The sequence below is a fragment of the Mesorhizobium sp. B2-7-3 genome (assembly GCF_006440715.1).
In the GTDB taxonomy this organism is placed as follows: domain Bacteria; phylum Pseudomonadota; class Alphaproteobacteria; order Rhizobiales; family Rhizobiaceae; genus Mesorhizobium; species Mesorhizobium australicum.
Window position 1 is genome coordinate 765,390 of record NZ_VFTY01000001.1, and the last position, 17,225, is coordinate 782,614.

Consider the following 17,225-nt stretch of genomic DNA (forward strand, 5'->3'; position numbering starts at 1 on the left):
ACCGCGTGAGAAACAAAGGACGAAAAGGGTAAAGACGATGGCGAAAGCAGCGACCCCCCAGAAGGCAACTCCGAAGGCGGCAGCCGCCAAGGCAGCAGCCCCCGTGAAAGCGGCCAGGGCTCCGGCAGCGGCGGCAAAGGCTGCTCCGGCCAAGGCAGCAGCGGCGCCGGCCAAGGCCGTGGCCGCCAAGACGCAGGCCGTGGCCACGAAAGCCACCGGCGTTGTCGGCAAGGTTCGCCAGGTCATCGGCGCCGTTGTCGACGTGCAGTTCGGCGATCACCTGCCGGCGATCCTGAATGCGCTCGAGACGACCAATGTCGGCAACCGCCTGGTGCTCGAAGTGGCCCAGCATCTGGGTGAAAACACCGTGCGCTGCATCGCGATGGACTCCACCGAAGGCCTGGTGCGCGGCCAGGAAGTGCGCGACACCGGCGCTCCGATCACCGTGCCGGTCGGCCCGGGCATGCTCGGCCGCATCATCAACGTCATCGGCGAGCCGGTCGACGAAGAAGGCCCGGTCGACGCAATCGAAATGCGCTCGATCCATCAGCCGGCTCCGACCTATGTCGAGCAGTCGACGGAAGCCCAGATCCTGATCACCGGCATCAAGGTGCTCGACCTCTTGGCGCCTTACGCCAAGGGCGGCAAGATCGGCCTGTTCGGCGGCGCCGGCGTCGGCAAGACCGTGCTGATCCAGGAACTGATCAACAACATCGCGAAGGCACATGGCGGCTATTCGGTGTTCGCCGGCGTCGGCGAGCGCACCCGCGAAGGCAACGATCTCTATCACGAGTTCATCGAATCCGGCGTCAACAAGAAGGGCGGCGGTGAAGGCTCCAAGGCAGCGCTGGTGTACGGCCAGATGAACGAGCCGCCGGGCGCGCGCGCCCGTGTCGGCCTGACCGGCCTGACGGTCGCCGAATATTTCCGCGACCAGGGCCAGGACGTGCTGTTCTTCGTCGACAACATCTTCCGCTTCACGCAGGCGGGTTCCGAAGTGTCGGCTCTGCTCGGCCGCATCCCGTCGGCCGTGGGCTACCAGCCGACGCTCGCCACCGACATGGGCGCGCTGCAGGAACGCATCACCACCACCACCAAGGGCTCGATCACCTCGGTGCAGGCGATCTACGTGCCGGCCGACGACTTGACCGATCCGGCGCCGGCGACCTCGTTCGCTCACCTTGACGCGACGACGACCCTCAACCGTTCGATCGCCGAGAAGGGCATCTATCCGGCCGTCGATCCGCTGGACTCGACCTCGCGCATGCTCGACCCGCTGGTCGTCGGCGACGAGCATTATGGCGTCGCCCGCCAGGTGCAGTCGATCCTCCAGCGCTACAAGTCGCTGCAGGACATCATCGCCATCCTGGGCATGGACGAGCTCTCGGAAGAGGACAAGCAGACCGTGGCCCGCGCCCGCAAGATCGAGCGCTTCCTGTCGCAGCCCTTCTTCGTCGCCGAAGTGTTCACCGGCGCGCCGGGCAAGCTGGTCGACCTCGCCGACACCATCAAGGGCTTCAAGGGCCTTTGCAACGGCGATTACGACCACCTGCCGGAAGCCGCCTTCTACATGGTCGGCGGCATCGAGGAAGCGGTCGAGAAGGCACAGCGCCTCGCGGCAGAAGCGGCGTAAATAAAGCGAATAGGGAGTAGTCAGTAGTCAGTAGTGAATAGCAGCTGGGCGAGTCGGATAGTTGTCTCTCGCCCTACTTCCTACTCACTATTCCCTACTCACTAAATTGACATGGCTGAAGCTTTCAAGTTCGAACTGGTTTCCCCGGAACGCCTGCTGGTTTCCGCCGAGGTCGAATCCGTCGTTATTCCAGGCGCCGAAGGCGAGATGACCGTCATGGCTCATCACGCACCGGTCATGACCACGATCAAGCCGGGTGTCGTCACGGTGAAGAGCGCCTCGGGCAGCGAAGAACGCTATGTCGTGTTCGGCGGCTTCGCCGACATCGTCCCGGCCGGCTGCACGCTGCTGGCGGAATCGGCTGTCGCGGTGAAGGATGTCGACCGCGCCGATCTCGCCCGCCGCATCCAGGAAGCCAGGGAAGATGCTGCCGACGCCAAGGACGACCAGGCGCGCAGCAAGGCCGAACAATTCCTTAGCCAGCTCACCACGCTGGAAGGCGCGATCCTGCCGGCCTGAAACGCGTCGCGGGACAACGGATTGAAAGCGGGGCATTGCCCCGCTTTTTTGTTTGTCGGGACATTATGGCGTGAGAGTTGATGTGGCGGCGGTGCCGGAGTTGCGCGACATCGGCAGGACAGAGGGGGCTCTGCGCCGCCGACATCAAGGTTCTGTACCGCTCGCGCATTACTGTCCTTCGGCTTCTATGCCGAGCGCGGCGAAGGCCAGCGTCGGACCGTCTCGTCGCAGGTGGACGAGATGGACGGCCACGAGTTCGATCAGCGTCTGGCGCTCGGCGTGATCCCGGGCGAAGCCGGCCATGTCAAACACCGCCGTCGCGGTTTCGTTCGCCGGCAGCTGCTGGTCCAAAAGCGCGGTCATCGGCGCATCGAGCGGATCGGTGAAATGGCCTTCCGGCAACGTCTTTCCGCGCGCCGCGCAGGCGGCGATCCAGGCAGCCACCACCAGCGTGAGATGGACCAGCTCGGTGCCGGCTTCGAGGCACTCGACAGCCGAGGCGATAATGCGCTGCGGCAGTTTCTGGCTGCCGTCATTGGCGATCTGCGCCGTGCGGTGGGCAAGTGCCGTGTTCGAAAAACGCTCGGCAAGCTCGGCGGTATAGGCTGATGGGTCGAGGCCGGCATCGTCCGGCAATGTTGTTATGGCCTCTTGCCATAGCGCGTCGACGAACCGCCGGATCGCCGGATCGGCGAAGGCACTGTCGACCGTCGCGTGGCCGCAGAGCAGGCCGAGATAGGCGATGCCCGAATGCGCGCCGTTGAGCAGCCTCAGCTTCATGTCCTCGAAGGGAGCGACATCCCCAACCATGGTGACGCCGAATTTTTCCCAGGTGGGACGGCCCATGGGGAAATCGTCCTCGATCACCCACTGGCGGAAGGGTTCCGTCATCACGGGCCAGGCGTCCTCAATACCAAGTTCGCCCGCTATCCGCGCCCTGTCGGCGTCGGTCGTGGCTGGCACAATGCGGTCGACCATGCTTGAGGGAAATGCGACGTGACTGGCGATGTGGTCGGCCATTCCGGCATTGCCCGCCGAACTGGCACTGCCATCGCGCAGCGTGGCGAATTCGATCAGCAGCCGGTGCAAGGTGGCGCCGTTGGCCGGCAGGTTATCGCAACAAAGCACGGTAAAGGGCGGGGTGCCAGCGCCCCGCCTCCGGGCGAGCGCTTCGGTCAGAAAACCATGCGCCGTCTTCGGTGTTCGCGGATTGGCCAGGTCGTGGACGATGTCGGCATGCGCTGCGTCCAATCCGCCGCCGGCCGCCCGCAAATAGGCTTTCTCGGTGATCGTCAGCGTCACGATGCGGGTACGCGGATCGGCCAGCACCGCCAGCACCGCTTCCGGGTCTTCCGGCGCCACCAGCAGCGAGCCGATCGAGCCGATGACATGCAGCTTCTCGCCGCCGCTGCCGCGCACAGCCAAGGTGTAGAGCCCGTCCTGCGGCGCCAGCGCGTCGCGCGTTTCCGCGCTGCGCAGCGACACGCCTGATATGCCCCAGTCCGTTTCTCCGGCCGCCAGGCATTCATCGATATAAGCGGCCTGGTGGGCGCGGTGAAAGGCGCCGACGCCCAGATGCACGATGCCCGGCGTGATTGCGCCACGATCATATCGAGGCGCGGCGACCTTGGCCGGCAATGCCTGCGCCGTGCGGTTGGAAAGGCGGCGGTCTGTCATCGGTGGGCACTCATCTCGTGGAACGGTTTGCGGGGTAACACTGACGGCGTCCGCCGACAATGCTCTGCTTTGCCTAGGAGTCATCATACAACAATCTGATTTTTGTATGTTGACATTATTTCTGACCGATCCTACCCATGGAGCCGGAGGATGGCCGTGGGACTGACCAATGCGGATTTGCTGTTTTCAGCCGAGGCGCGTCCGCTCTCGATCGCCCGCGCTCTCTATGCCGGCATCAAGGACCTGCCCATCATCAGCCCGCACGGCCATACCGACCCGCGCTGGTATGCGCTGAACGAGCCGTTCCCCGATCCCGCGCAACTGCTCATCGTGCCGGACCACTATATTTTTCGCATGCTGTTCAGTCAGGGCGTGCGGCTGGAGGCTCTCGGCGTGCCGACCCTTGATGGTGCGCCCGTCGAGACCGACGGCAGAGCTATCTGGCGGCTGTTCGCCGAACACTATTATCTCTTCCGCGGCACGCCGACCCGGTTGTGGTTCGACCATGTCCTTGCGCATCTGTTCGGCATCGAAGAGCCGTTGAGCGCCGCGACCGCCGACCGCCACTACGATACGATCGCAACGCTGCTGCAGTGGGAGAACTTCCGCCCTCGCGCGCTGTTCGAGCGCTTCAACATCGAGGTCATCGCGACCACCGAAGGCGCGCTCGACGATCTCAAATGGCACCAGATGATCCGCGACAGCGGCTGGGAGGGCCGTGTCGTCACCGCCTATCGGCCGGACGCCGTCGTCGATCCCGAATTCGAAGGCTTTTCGGCCAATCTCGATCGGCTCGGCGAGATCACCGGCTGCGACACCGGGACCTGGGCCGGTTATCTCGACGCACATCGCCAGCGGCGCGCCTTTTTCAAGAGCTTCGGCGCTACTTCGTCGGATCACGGTCATCCCACGGCGGAGACCGCCAATCTTTCCGATGCGGCGGCGCAGGAGCTGTTCAACCGGGTTCGCGCCGGCTCGCAGGATGAGCGCGAGCGAAAATTGTTTCGCGCGCAGATGCTGACCGAGATGGCCAAGATGAGCCGGGACGACGGGCTGGTCATGCAGATCCATCCCGGCTCCATGCGCAATCATTCGGCTTCCGCTTTCCAGAAATTCGGCAGGGACAAGGGTTTCGATATCCCGACCCGGACCGACTATGTGACCGCATTGAAGCCATTACTGGACTGCGTCGGGCTGGAGCGCGACCTGACCGTCATCCTGTTCACGCTGGATGAAACCAGCTACGCGCGCGAACTGGCGCCGCTGGCCGGCGTCTATCCAGCGCTGAAGCTCGGGCCGGCCTGGTGGTTCCACGACAGCCCGGAAGGCATGCGCCGGTTCCGCGAGATGACCACCGAGACCGCCGGCTTCTACAACACGGTCGGCTTCAACGACGACACGCGCGCCTTTCCGTCGATACCGGCCCGCCACGACGTGGCGCGGCGGGTCGACTGTGCGTTCCTGGCGCGTCTCGTCGCCGAGCACAGGCTGCGTGAGGACGAGGCGCATGAACTCGCGAAGGAGCTTGCCTACACGCTTGCCAAGAATGCGTACCGGCTCTGAGCCGGGCGTTTCGATTTTCAAAGGGAGGAAGTCATGTTGCATTTTTCGAAATTGACGGCGGCGGCGACATTCGCCATCGGTTCGCTGCTGATCGGCGCTGCCAACGCCGAAACCGTGCTGCGATCCTCGGATACCCATCCGGACGGCTACCCGACCGTCGAGGCGGTCAAGTACATGGGCGACCTGATCAAGCAGCGCACCGCCGGCCGCTATTCGATCGAGGTCTATCACTCGGCGCAGCTCGGCGAGGAAAAGGACACAATCGAGCAGACCCAGGCCGGCGTCATCGACCTCGACCGCGTCTCGATGGGACCGTTCAACGGCATCGTGCCGGAGACCGCCGTGCCGTCGCTGCCCTACATGTTCCGCTCCGTCGAGCACATGCGCCACGTCATGGACGGCGCTGTCGGCGACCAGATCCTGAAGGCGTTCGAGGCGCATGATCTCGTCGGCCTCGCCTTCTACGATTCCGGTGCTCGGTCCTTCTACAACACCAAGAAGGACATTACCTCGATGGCGGACATGAAAGGCATGAAGTTCCGCGTCATCCAGTCCGATGTGTTCGTCGACATGGTCAACGCGCTTGGCGCCAACGCCACGCCGATGGCCTATGGCGAAGTCTATTCGGCGCTGCAGACCGGCGTCATCGACGGCGCCGAAAACAACTGGCCGAGCTTCGAATCCGCCAAGCACTACGAAGTGGCCAAGCATTACACGATGGACGAACACCAGATCGTGCCGGAAGTGCTGGTCATGTCGAAGGCAAGCTGGGACAAGCTCTCGCCGGAAGACCAGGCGATCGTGCGCCAGGCAGCCAAGGACAGCGTCGTCAAGATGCGCGAACTGTGGGACGCGCAGGAGAAGAAGTCGCGCGGCATCGTCGAGGCCGCGGGCGTCAAGGTCAGCGAGATCGACAAACAGCCGCTGATCGACGCGATGAAGCCCGTCTACGACAAGTACTTGTCGACGCCCGAACTGAAGGACCTGGCCGCCCGCATACAGGCCGAGAAATGAACAGCAAGGGCAATGGATCGAGCAGCGCGGAGGCCCCCGCGCTGCCTTCGGACGTGTCGGCCATGCGAGGATTCTGGCTGGGTGCGGAGCGGGTCCTGTCAGGGCTTGCCAGGCTGGCGCTTTGGATCAGCGGCGCCGGCCTGACGCTGATGACGATCATCATCTTCTGGCAGGTCTTCTCGCGTTATGTGCTGAACCGTTCGCCGAGCTGGACGGAATCCTTCTCGGTTCTGCTGATGGGCTGGTTCATTTTTCTCGGCGCCGCCGTCGGCGTGCGCGAACGCACCCATCTCGGCTTCGACGTGCTGCTCTATGTCCTGCCTGTTTCGGCCAAGGCGGTACTGCGCAGCATTTCCGACCTTGTCGTGCTGGCCTTCGGCGCCGGCATGATCGTCTATGGCGTGCAATTGGCCAGGCTGACCTGGAACACGGTCATGCCGTCACTTGCCCTGCCGGGCGGCGTCAGCTTCCTGCCGGTCATCCTGGGTGGGGCGCTGGTCTGCCTGTTTTCGCTGGAACGGCTGGCCGGGCGCTTTGCCGGCCTGCCCGTCGACGCCGACATACATGCAACCGGCGAGGAGCCGTGAACCATGGCCCTGATCGTCCTCTTCGGCACCTTCGTGTTCCTGCTGGTCATCGGCACGCCGATCGCCTTCTGTCTCGGCGTTGCCAGCTTTGCCACGATCCTCACGCTTGGCTTGCCGCCGGTCGTGGTGTTCCAGCGGCTGAATTCCGGCGTCAGCGTCTTTTCGCTGATGGCCATCCCGTTCTTCATCTTCGCCGGAGACCTGATGGTGCGCGGTGGTATCGCCGCGCGGCTGGTCGCGCTGGCAGGCTCCCTGGTCGGTCATTTGCGCGGCGGCCTGGGGCAGGTCAACATCGCCGCATCGACCATGTTCGGTGGCATCTCCGGCTCGGCGGTGGCGGATGCGTCGGCGGTCGGCGGCCTGATGATCCCGCAGATGAAGGCGCGCGGCTACGGCGTCGACTATGCCGTCAACATCACCTCGGTCGGGGCCATCATCGCGCTTCTCATTCCACCGTCCCACAACATGATCATCTATTCGATCTCCGCCGGCGGCCGTATCTCGATCGCCGACCTGTTCACGGCTGGCGTGCTGCCGGGTCTGCTGCTGGCGCTTTCGCTGATGATAACGGCCTATTGGGTCGCCAGCCGCCGGGGATATCCGACGGAGCCCTTCGCCGGCTTCGGCCGGGCCTTGCAGCTGCTTGTCGCGGCCATTCCCGGGCTCATCCTGATAGCCATCATCTTCGGCGGCGTCAGGTCCGGTGTCTTCACCGCGACCGAGAGCTCCTGCATCGCCATCGTCTACGCCTTCCTGGTGACGCTGATCATCTACCGCTCGATGAGCTGGGGCGACTTCGTCGCGGCGACGACGGCCTCGGTGCGCACCACGGCCATGGTGCTGATGATCATCGGCTGCGCGGCGGCCTTCGGCTGGTTGCTCGCCTATCTCAGGGTGCCGGCGGCACTGGTCGCCTTTCTGCAGTCGGTGTCCGACAACAAGCTGGTGATCCTGCTGCTGATCAACGTCGTCCTGCTCATTCTCGGCACCTTCATGGACATGTCGCCGCTGATCATCATCACGACGCCGATCTTCCTGCCTGTGGTCATGGCCTACGGGGTCGATCCCGTGCATTTTGGCGTGATCCTCATCCTCAATCTCGGCATCGGGCTTTGCACGCCACCGGTCGGCGCTGTTCTGTTCGTCAGCTGCGCCATCGGGCGCATTCCGATCTGGACCGCGATGCGCTCGATCTGGCCATTCTACGGCGCCGCCTTCGCCGTGCTGATGCTTGTCACCTACGTGCCGGAAATCTCATTGTGGCTGCCGGGCCTGTTCCATTAGAGCGGTTCGGCGATCGTTAGAATCGTTGAACCGCTCTAACTCTTTGTGTTTACGCAATTCCAGGCGGAAAGCCGCTACGCACTTTTCGTGGAATTGCACTAGGAGGTCACCGAGGTGTCCGATACCGCAAACGACCTCAGGGTCGAGAGAAAACCCAAGCTGTCGGAAACCGTCGTGGGGGCGATCCGCAAGCAGTTGCAGGCGGGCGAGATCCCGCCCGGCCACAAGCTGCCGACCGAGGGCCAGCTGACCGAAACCTTCGGCGTCAGCCGAACCGTCATCCGCGAGGCGCTGGCCAAGCTTGCCGCCGACGGTCTGGTCGAGCCGCGGCAGGGCGCCGGGGTGTTCGTCACAGAGCATATTTCGACCATGTTCGGGGCGCTCGCCGCCGACATGGGAGCCAAGGATTCGGTCGCGCTCAACGTGCTCGAGGTGCGGCTGGCGATCGAGATCGAATCGGCTGGGCTCGCTGCCATCCGTCGCAACGCCGCGCAGGAGGCGGCGATCCAGGAAGCCTTCTTCGAGTTCGAGCGGCTGCTGCTCGACAGCCAGCCGACCGGTCCGGCCGACCTCGCCTTCCATCGCGCCATCGCCAGCGCCACCAATAACCCCTTCTATGTCGAGATGCTCGACGTGCTCGGCCGGCGCGCCATTCCGTGCGACGTGACCTCGCCCTGGTCGACCGAACTGGCGCAGTCCGACAGCTACCAGCGCGGGCTGCAGCGCGAGCATCTGGTGATCCTGAACGCGATCACGGCGGGCGATGCCGAAGCCGCGCGCGAGGCGATGCGCACCCATCTCGGCGCCAGCCAGCAGCGTTACCGCGAGCGGCTGCAGGCGCGGCAGGCCTACTACGCCAGCTCGGTCAAGGCGGCCGCGGGCGAATGATCCACCGAAAGCCAGGACAGAAATGAGCCAGAACCACACCGACTACACATCGCGCTTCGCCATAGACCCGGCGGCCGCCGCCGCCATGGGAACGGATGAGCTGCGCCATAATTTCCATATCGAGGATCTCTTCCAGCCCGGGCGCATCAGCCTGACCTACACGCACTACGACCGCATGATCGTCGGCGGCGCCGTGCCTGCGGCAACGGCATTGCCACTGGAAGCGATCAAGCCGACCGGCACCAAGGGGTTTCTCGACCGGCGCGAATTGATCGCCGTCAACATCGGCGGTGCCGGCACGATCGAAGCCGGCGGCCAGTCCTTCGACCTGCGGGCGCGCGACATGCTCTATCTCGGCTTGGGCACCGACACGGTTTCCTTCGCTTCTGCTGATAGGAACGACCCCGCCAAGTTCTATCTGCTCAGCGCCCCGGCGCATCAGGCTCATCCCAGCCGGCTGATCCGCCTCGATGACGCCAAGCGCCTCGATCTCGGCAGCAAGGAGGCCTGCAACGAGCGCTCGATCTTCCAGTTCATTCATGCCGGGGGAACAAAAACCTGCCAGCTCGTCGTCGGCATGACGCAGCTGGCGCCGGGCTCGATCTGGAACACCATGCCATGCCATGTGCACGACCGGCGCATGGAGGCCTACCTCTATTTCGACCTGCCCGAGGCGGCCCGCGTCTTCCACTTCATGGGCGAGCCGGACGAGACACGTCACATCGTCATGCGCAACGAGGAGGCGGTGCTGTCGCCGGGCTGGTCGATCCACTCAGGCGCCGGCACGTCCAACTATGCCTTCATCTGGGCGATGGCCGGCGACAATGTCGACTATACCGATGTCGATCCGGTGGCGATGGACATGCTGCGGTGAGCGACCTCTCCGCCTTCAGCCTGGCCGGCAAGCGCATCCTGGTGACCGGCGCCAACACCGGCATCGGCCAAGGCATTGCCATCTCGGTCGCGCGCGCCGGTGGCGCCGTGATCGGCGTCGGCCGCTCATCGATGGGCGACACCGCGAGCAAGGTCAGCGCGGTGGGCGGCCAATTCGAGGCGGTGAGCATCGATCTTGCCGACACGGCAGCAGTCGGACCGATGCTGGACCGCGTCTGGGACCAAAACGGTCCGATCGACGGGCTGGTCAACAATGCCGGCATCATCCGGCGCGCCGATGCCGTCGATCTCGGCGAAGCCGACTGGGACGACGTGATCGACGTCAATTTGAAGTCCGTCTTCCTGCTGTGTCAGTCCTTTGCGCGGCGCCTCCTTGCCGGTGGTCGCCAGGGCAAGATCGTCAACATCGCCTCGGTGCTGAGTTTCCAGGGCGGCATCCGCGTCGCGTCCTACACGGCGTCCAAGCATGGCGTGCTCGGCATCACCAGACTGCTCGCCTGCGAGTGGGGGGCGAAGGGCATCAACGTCAATGGCATAGCGCCGGGCTATATCGACACCAACAACACGCAGGCGCTGCGCGCCGATCCCGACCGCAGCGCGGCCATCCTCGGGCGCATTCCCGCCGGCCGCTGGGGCGAGCCCGGAGACATTGGCGATGCTGCCGTCTTCCTGCTGGCGCCGGCCTCGAACTATATGCATGGCGCGGTGGTGCCGGTGGATGGGGGATGGCTGGCGCGATGAGGAGAAGACGATGACCGAGCCGAAGATTTTCGCGCATGCCGGCCAGGGTGCCTGGACGCCGACCCCCGACGGCAATCGCCGGCGGGTTCTCCTCTCCACCGACGAACTGATGATGGTCGAATTCGGTTTCGACAAGGGTGGTGTCGGCGCCTTGCACTCGCATCCGCATGTGCAGGCGAGCTATGTCGCCGAAGGCCGTTTTGAGGTGACCATCGGCGGCCGGACCGAAATCGTCGAGACCGGCGGCAGCTTCATCGTGCCGTCCGGCCTGGTGCACGGCGTCAAGGCGCTCGAGGCGGGGCGGCTGGTCGACAGTTTTACGCCGCACCGCGCCGATTTCCTCGCCTGACCGGGTCGCCGACGATTTCTCGGCCAACGAAAAACCCGCGCCTCCAGGGAAGCGCGGGTTGTTGCCTGGGCGCCAATGGCGCCGCGGTACTCAAAACATCACCGCAGAGTGCGAAAGCTGCCGCATCATGGTGAAGATAGACTTAATGCGCGTCAGGTGATGCGCCTGAGCAGGCCGAAAAGCCGTTCGAACGTCTTGCCGTAGGGCGGCCGCAGAAGGCTCCCTGCGCTCAAGCGCGACTGCAGGAAGACCGGTTTCTCCTTGCTGAAGGTGCGGAAACCCCATTCGCCGTGATAGGCGCCCATGCCGCTGGCGCCGACGCCGCCGAAGGGCTGGTTCTCCTGCACCAGATGCAGCATGCAGTCGTTGATGGTGACGCCGCCGGCGACCGTCTCGCGCAGGATGCGCTGGCGGTTGCCGCCGTCGTTGCCGAACCAGTAGAGCGCCAGCGGCCGGTCGGCCTGGTTCACATAAGCGATCGCGTCGTCGAGCGTGGCGTATTCGACGATCGGCAGCACCGGGCCGAAAATCTCCTCGCGCATCAGCTTCAGGTCCGAGCCTGCGTTGCTGACCAGGGTCGGCGGAAGCTTCCGGCCCGCATTGCCGAGGTCCTCGCCGACCGGGTTGATCTCGGTGACATCGGCACCCGTGTCGCGCGCTTCCGCGATCATGGCGCGCAGACGCTGGTAATGCCGATCGCTGATGATGGCGGTATAGTCGGGGTTGTCGCGCAGCGAGGGGTAGAGCCGCGCCATGGCGATTGCGAGCTTCGCGGCGACCGTACCTGCTTGTCCCTTCGGCACCAGCAAATAGTCCGGCGCGATGCAGGTCTGCCCGGCATTCAACAGCTTGCCATAGGCGACGCTGGCAACCGCGGTGTCAAGATCGCAGGAGGGGTCGAGGATCGCCGGCGACTTCCCGCCGAGTTCGAGCGTGACCGGGGTCAGGTTGGCGGCGGCGGCGATCGCAACCTGGCGTCCGACCGCCGTCGAACCGGTGAACAGCAGATGATCGAACGGCATCGAGACGAAGGCTTTCCCCGTATCGGCATCGCCGGCGATGACGCTGAGTTCATCCGGGGCGAAATGTTCGCCAGCCAGCCTGGTCAGCAGCCCGGAAAAAGCCGGCGTCAGTTCGGAAGGCTTGACCAGCACGCGGTTGCCGGCGGCAAGCGCGGCCGTAACCGGCGCGACGGCGAGCTGAAAAGGATAATTCCAGGGAGACACGATACCGACGACGCCGAGCGGCTGCGGCACGAGGCGGTTCCTGCCTGGCAGAAACGGCAAGGTGGTGGCAACGCGGCGCTCCCGCATCCAGCCGCCGACATGGGCGAGCGCATGGCGAATGCCGGCGCGCACGACGAACAGTTCGGCCAGGCGGGTCTCATGCGCCGAGCGGCCGCCGAAGTCGGCATCGATCGCAGCGCAGATTTCGGTCTCGTGCCGCTCGGTCAGCGCCAGCAGGCGCCTCAGCCGGTCCTTGCGGACGCCAAGGTCGGGAAAGGGTTGTGCCTTGAAGGCGGCGCGCTGCAGCCGGAACCGCTCGCCCAGCAAATCCTGTCTCACCTGCAGCATCGCGCCCTCCGTGGCGTATCGGCGAGGGCAAGCTTACATCGCAACGCGGCGGAATCCATCAGGGGTGCGTGTGCCGCTGGGGAAGGCGTCGCCGGCGGTGTTGCCGAGGGCATTGAGAGGGCTGTTGTGATGGGATGAGCGGTGAGCTACTCCAAGGCCTCACAAGGAGTTGCCCTTGACCGTCTTCCCCGATCTCTCCCGTACGCGAAAAATCGCTTGCCGCCAGGTGACTGTCTGATGCCGGCTCAGGCGGCGGGCATCAGGGCCGGGGATCCCAAGCGGCGCGTCCTGAAGGAGGTGTTCGGCTTCGACGATTTTCGCCCCGGCCAGGCCGACGTGATGGATACACTGCTTAGCGGGCGCCATGTGCTGGCCGTCATGCCGACGGGCGCGGGCAAATCGCTCTGCTACCAGGTTCCGGCGCTGGTTCTGGGCGGGCTCACCCTCGTCGTCTCGCCGCTGGTGGCTCTGATGCAGGACCAGGTCGCGGCGCTGCGGCTTGCCGGCGTGGCGGCCGATACGATCAATTCCTCGCTCGACCGCGAGGCCAATGTCGCGGCCTGGCGCCGTGTGGCATCTGGCCAGACGCGGCTGCTCTATCTGGCGCCGGAGCGGCTGATGACCGAGCGCATGCTGGACGCCCTTTCCAGGCTCCACGTCAGCCTGATCGCCATCGACGAGGCGCATTGCATCTCGCAATGGGGTCCGGCGTTCCGGCCCGAATATGAGGATCTGTCCCGGTTGCGCGGTATCTTTGCCAATGTGCCGATCATCGCGGTGACGGCGACTGCCGATGAGAGCACGCGTACCGACATCGCCGCCCGCCTGTTCGCTGAGCAGGTCGAAACGCTGGTGCTCGGTTTCGACCGGCCCAACATCAAGCTGGCCATCGCGCCCAAGCAGGACAGCAAGCGCCAGCTGCTCGGCTTCATCGAGCGCCATGCGGGCAAGAGCGGCATCATCTATTGCTTGTCGCGCAAGAAAACGGAAGAGATCGCGGCCTTTCTGAAGCGCAACGGCGTCACCGCGCTCGCTTACCACGCCGGCATGAGCAAGGAGGCGCGTGAAGCCAATCAAAACGCCTTCATGACCTTGTCCGGCGTCGTCATGGTGGCAACCATCGCGTTCGGCATGGGCATCGACAAGCCTGATGTCGCCTTTGTCTTCCACACCGATATGCCGGGCAGCCTGGAAGCCTATTATCAGGAAATCGGCCGTGCCGGCCGCGACGGACGCGAGGCCGAGGCGCATATGCTTTACGGCCTTGGCGACATCCGCATGCGCCGGCTGTTCATCGACGACGAGGATGCCTCGTCAGAGCACAAGAGGCGGTCACACCGCCGGCTCGACACGCTGATCGGCTATTGCGAGACGGCGCAATGCCGCCGCCAGGTGCTGCTCGGCTATTTCGGCGAAGAGGCCCAGGCCTGCGGCAATTGCGACAACTGCCTCGACCAGGCGCCGCGCGCCGATGGCAGTGCCGAAGCGCGGAAGATCCTGGCGGCGGTCACAGAGAGCGGCGAGCGCTTCGGCGCGGCCCATGTCATCGATATCCTGCTTGGCCACGAGACCGAGAAGGTGCTGGCGAGAGCTCATCAAACACTCAGCAGTTTCGGCACCGGCGCCGCGCACAGAAAGACAGTGTGGCTGTCGCTGGTCCGGCAACTGGTGGCCGGCGGGTTCCTGATGCCGGATCCCGAGGGCCATGGCGGTCTCGCCATCTCCGAAAGCGGCCGCGCGCTCGGCCGTGGCGAGATTGCATTCCAGTATCGCGTCGAGACGCGGGACCCTCTGGCGCGCGGCAGGAAGCGTTCCGGGGAAGGCGCCGCCGCCGGAGCCGAGGGCGTCGATGCTTCGCTGCTGGCGGCGCTCAAGTCGCTGCGGCTACGGCTCGCCAAGGAGCGACAGGTCCCGGCCTATGTGGTGTTTTCCGACCGCACGCTCATCGACATGGCCGACCGCCGCCCGCGCGACCTCGACGCCTTTGCCGAAGTGAATGGCGTGGGAGGGGCCAAGCTCAAGGAGTTCGGCGCGGTTTTCCTGGCCGCGATCGCCGCGCAACAGCCTGATTGAAAGCTTGATGGCGAGCGGTAGGGCTGATCAGGCTGGTCGAATGAGCAGTAAAAGCCAGGGCATCAAAGTTGGGAGCGCAGCCTGCTGGCCAGCCAGTCCGAAATTTTTTCCCGCAGGGGACGCGCTTCCCATTCGGCCAGGGTAACTTGCCGGGATCTCCCAAGGTCTTGGTTGAACAGGTCGATCTGCGTGTTCGCGAAATCCCTGCCGTAGACGTTCAGACTGGCTTCATCGTTCAGCCGCAAGGAGCGTTCGTCCAGATTGGTGGAACCAAAGCTCGTCCAGATGTCGTCAACGATCAGCAGCTTGGGATGATACATGGTGGGTTGAAACTCGTAGATACGCACTCCAGCTCTAAGCAAGTCGCCCCAGAAATAGCGCGAGCCCTTCCGAACCAAAGGCACGTCGGTGAGCGCGTTCGGAACGATCACATCGACAGACACGCCTCGCTTCCTGGCGTCCAGGATCTGCTGGAGGGCGATGTCGTCGGGGACGAAATAGGCCATTCCGATTCGCAGGTGATCCCTCGCGGCGGCTATCGCGGCCAGCATCATCAATTCCATGTTCTCCGAGCCATTTGGCTGCGAAGAAAGTATCAGCTGGGCGCCGAGCGACCCTGCCGGTTCGGGCGGAGGGTAGAACTTCCGACCCTGCAATGTCTCACCGGTCGTCTCCAACCAATTTTCGGCAAAGGCTGCCTGGAAAGCAGGTACGGCGGTCCCTTCGATCCGATAGTGCGTTTCGCGCCATTCATCCGGATTGCGGGCGTCTCCCTGCCATTTGTCGGCGATGCCGACGCCGCCCGTAAAGGCCACTCGTCCGTCGACAATGAGCAGTTTGCGATGGGTCCGGTTGTTCATACGGTCCAACGTATACCAATGGATCGGCCGGTAGCGCTGGAACCTCACGCCGGCTCCTGTCATGATGTGGATCAGGTTTTCGTCGAAAGGCAGGCTGCCGACCCAGTCGACAAGCACGCGGACCTCCACACCTTGCCGCGCCTTGGCCGCCAAGGCTTGTGCGAATTCGTATCCAACGGCCCCAGACCAATAGATATAGGTCTCAAAATCGATGGTGGACCGGGCCGCGCCGATTGCCCGGAGCATCGAAGGAAAAATCTCGTCGCCGTTCACAAGGGTCTGCACCGCGTTCGCGTTTGACATCTGTCCCAGCGAGTAGCTGCTCATCGACCTCGCGAACTGCGGATCCGATGCGTCGAAGCGATGCGGGACAATCGTCCGCAAAACCCGCGGTTCAGGGGTCAGGTTTATGGCCGCCAACGTGGCCAGACCGGCGACAACCGCAACGGCCACATAGCTTAATCCCTTGAGCAGCGGGCTGAATTTTCGATCCAACCGCGTTGGCTTCGCGCCCCTCAGGAACGCCACGAGACCGGCAGCGCGCATGTTAGTCGCCCTGCTGCTTGCGATCGCGATGTTTTTCGATGTCCTCGGGCTCTTCATCGTCGATGCGGGTGATGGTCGAAGCCGAACTGTTTGATCTCAGCATTTCGTCCAACTTGGCATGAATGGCCTGGGTATCGCGATGTTCAGCCCGCTGAATGAAGAGCGTCATGGCCCAGGTGAGGAGCGTGGCCGCGCCATGCCAATTCAAGCTTTGCCGGTCGAAAACGATCCAGAAGATCGCATAGGCCAGCAGGGCCAGGAATGCTGCCGGACGAGAGGTCCACGTGCCGATCGAGGTGAGCGCGCCGGTAATGGGGTGATTTGCCATCAGCAGGAACTTTCCACGGTAACGCAGGTTCCCGCGAGCGCGTCGGCGAAGGCTGCCGTGCGGCACAGGTGTCTGCCGGGAGCGCCGTCAGGCCCTGACCATTCGTCTGGGTTGGGCGTTGTCTCGAACGGCTGCAGCGTCAGAGGCTGCAATGGGAGCCTTGCGATCGGGGGCCTGTCTCGGAGCGCCGCAGCGTCGGGACGTCGTCAAGCAGGCAGCCCGGCGAGTACTGCGCCAATACCCTTTCCAGACGCGCCAGAAGGACTTTCCTCGACTTTATCTCGTACCCCAACCGCAATGTGCCTCCCATGCTTTTGCGGTTGGTGGTCAGCTCCTGCTGGAGGATGCCGATGCGGATGCGCACCTCATCGGCCTGTGCTCGAAGTGCTGCCTTGATTGGCCCTCGACCTTGCATGCTGAACTCGATCTCCCCTGGAAACGGATATCGAACTTGAGGGACATGCTTTGGTTCCTCGGCATCGCTTCTTATTTTCCGACCCGCGACAGCCGGTCGCGTCCCGCCGCACGCATGTCAGCGCCTGTCGGCGATCATTATCGCCGAGGATGGGGACGAACCCGCGAATTGGCGGTAGCCGATGCCGCCGGCATTTTCTATTTTGCCCTTCCCGAGAGATGGGTGACAGTTCATTCCGGATAGATGGGTTACACTTTCGGCCCTTTGCAAGGAGAGCAAG

Annotated in this window: 15 protein-coding genes; 11 read left to right on the plus strand and 4 right to left on the minus strand. The window is 64.1% G+C overall.

Annotated features, from left to right (window positions below):
* Nucleotides 1–37 precede the first annotated feature (37 nt).
* On the plus strand, nucleotides 38–1,633 hold the full coding sequence (atpD, locus tag FJW04_RS03875; protein ID WP_181172864.1) for a F0F1 ATP synthase subunit beta: 1,596 nt from the start codon (nucleotides 38–40) through the stop codon (nucleotides 1,631–1,633).
* Between the two features lie 111 nt (nucleotides 1,634–1,744).
* A complete protein-coding gene (locus FJW04_RS03880; RefSeq protein ID WP_015315174.1) occupies nucleotides 1,745–2,152 on the plus strand; it encodes a F0F1 ATP synthase subunit epsilon in 408 nt (135 codons plus the stop codon).
* 168 nt (nucleotides 2,153–2,320) lie between these two features.
* On the opposite strand, the gene FJW04_RS03885 is transcribed toward FJW04_RS03880, so the two are convergent.
* Nucleotides 2,321–3,829: a mannitol dehydrogenase family protein gene (locus tag FJW04_RS03885; RefSeq protein WP_140712425.1), complete on the minus strand. Its 1,509-nt coding sequence runs from the start codon at nucleotides 3,827–3,829 to the stop codon at nucleotides 2,321–2,323.
* A gap of 150 nt (nucleotides 3,830–3,979) precedes the next feature.
* Here FJW04_RS03885 and uxaC point away from each other — a divergent pair, with 150 nt between their 5' ends.
* From uxaC to FJW04_RS03925, 8 genes are all read left to right on the plus strand, one after another.
* On the plus strand, nucleotides 3,980–5,392 hold the full coding sequence (uxaC, locus tag FJW04_RS03890) for a glucuronate isomerase (protein WP_181172865.1): 1,413 nt from the start codon (nucleotides 3,980–3,982) through the stop codon (nucleotides 5,390–5,392).
* A gap of 33 nt (nucleotides 5,393–5,425) precedes the next feature.
* Entirely contained in the window at nucleotides 5,426–6,406 is a 981-nt protein-coding gene (locus tag FJW04_RS03895) for a TRAP transporter substrate-binding protein (protein WP_140616581.1), read from the plus strand.
* Nucleotides 6,407–6,468: 62 nt separating this feature from the next.
* The gene (locus FJW04_RS03900; protein WP_041163297.1) at nucleotides 6,469–6,993 is read left to right on the plus strand and encodes a TRAP transporter small permease; all 525 of its coding nucleotides are present in this window, start codon (nucleotides 6,469–6,471) and stop codon (nucleotides 6,991–6,993) included.
* 3 nt (nucleotides 6,994–6,996) lie between these two features.
* Nucleotides 6,997–8,277, plus strand: a complete 1,281-nt coding sequence (locus FJW04_RS03905; RefSeq protein WP_140712427.1) for a TRAP transporter large permease — start codon at nucleotides 6,997–6,999, stop codon at nucleotides 8,275–8,277.
* Nucleotides 8,278–8,391: 114 nt separating this feature from the next.
* On the plus strand, nucleotides 8,392–9,165 hold the full coding sequence (locus tag FJW04_RS03910) for a FadR/GntR family transcriptional regulator (RefSeq protein ID WP_015315180.1): 774 nt from the start codon (nucleotides 8,392–8,394) through the stop codon (nucleotides 9,163–9,165).
* Nucleotides 9,166–9,187: 22 nt separating this feature from the next.
* Nucleotides 9,188–10,039 (plus strand): 5-dehydro-4-deoxy-D-glucuronate isomerase, encoded by an 852-nt coding sequence (gene kduI / locus FJW04_RS03915; RefSeq protein WP_140712429.1) that lies wholly within the window; start codon nucleotides 9,188–9,190, stop codon nucleotides 10,037–10,039.
* Nucleotides 10,036–10,800 carry a 2-dehydro-3-deoxy-D-gluconate 5-dehydrogenase KduD gene (gene kduD / locus FJW04_RS03920; protein ID WP_140712431.1) on the plus strand — a complete coding sequence of 255 codons (765 nt, stop codon included), beginning with the start codon at nucleotides 10,036–10,038 and terminating at the stop codon, nucleotides 10,798–10,800. Before kduI ends, kduD begins: the two co-directional genes overlap by 4 nt.
* 10 nt (nucleotides 10,801–10,810) lie before the next feature.
* Entirely contained in the window at nucleotides 10,811–11,149 is a 339-nt protein-coding gene (locus FJW04_RS03925; protein WP_140712433.1) for a cupin domain-containing protein, read from the plus strand.
* Between the two features lie 152 nt (nucleotides 11,150–11,301).
* On the opposite strand, the gene FJW04_RS03930 is transcribed toward FJW04_RS03925, so the two are convergent.
* Nucleotides 11,302–12,723 carry a coniferyl aldehyde dehydrogenase gene (locus FJW04_RS03930; protein WP_140712435.1) on the minus strand — a complete coding sequence of 474 codons (1,422 nt, stop codon included), beginning with the start codon at nucleotides 12,721–12,723 and terminating at the stop codon, nucleotides 11,302–11,304.
* 237 nt (nucleotides 12,724–12,960) lie between these two features.
* On the opposite strand from FJW04_RS03930, the gene recQ reads away from it, so the two are divergent.
* Nucleotides 12,961–14,796 (plus strand): DNA helicase RecQ, encoded by a 1,836-nt coding sequence (gene recQ, locus FJW04_RS03935; protein WP_140712437.1) that lies wholly within the window; start codon nucleotides 12,961–12,963, stop codon nucleotides 14,794–14,796.
* Between the two features lie 62 nt (nucleotides 14,797–14,858).
* Here recQ and FJW04_RS03940 read toward each other — a convergent pair whose 3' ends face one another.
* Both FJW04_RS03940 and FJW04_RS03945 read right to left on the minus strand, forming a co-directional pair.
* Nucleotides 14,859–16,202, minus strand: coding sequence for a phospholipase D-like domain-containing protein (locus FJW04_RS03940; protein ID WP_210241298.1), 1,344 nt, complete (start codon nucleotides 16,200–16,202; stop codon nucleotides 14,859–14,861).
* A 1-nt stretch (nucleotide 16,203) separates the two neighbouring features.
* Entirely contained in the window at nucleotides 16,204–16,530 is a 327-nt protein-coding gene (locus FJW04_RS03945; RefSeq protein ID WP_140712509.1) for a low affinity iron permease family protein, read from the minus strand.
* Nucleotides 16,531–17,225 lie beyond the last annotated feature (695 nt).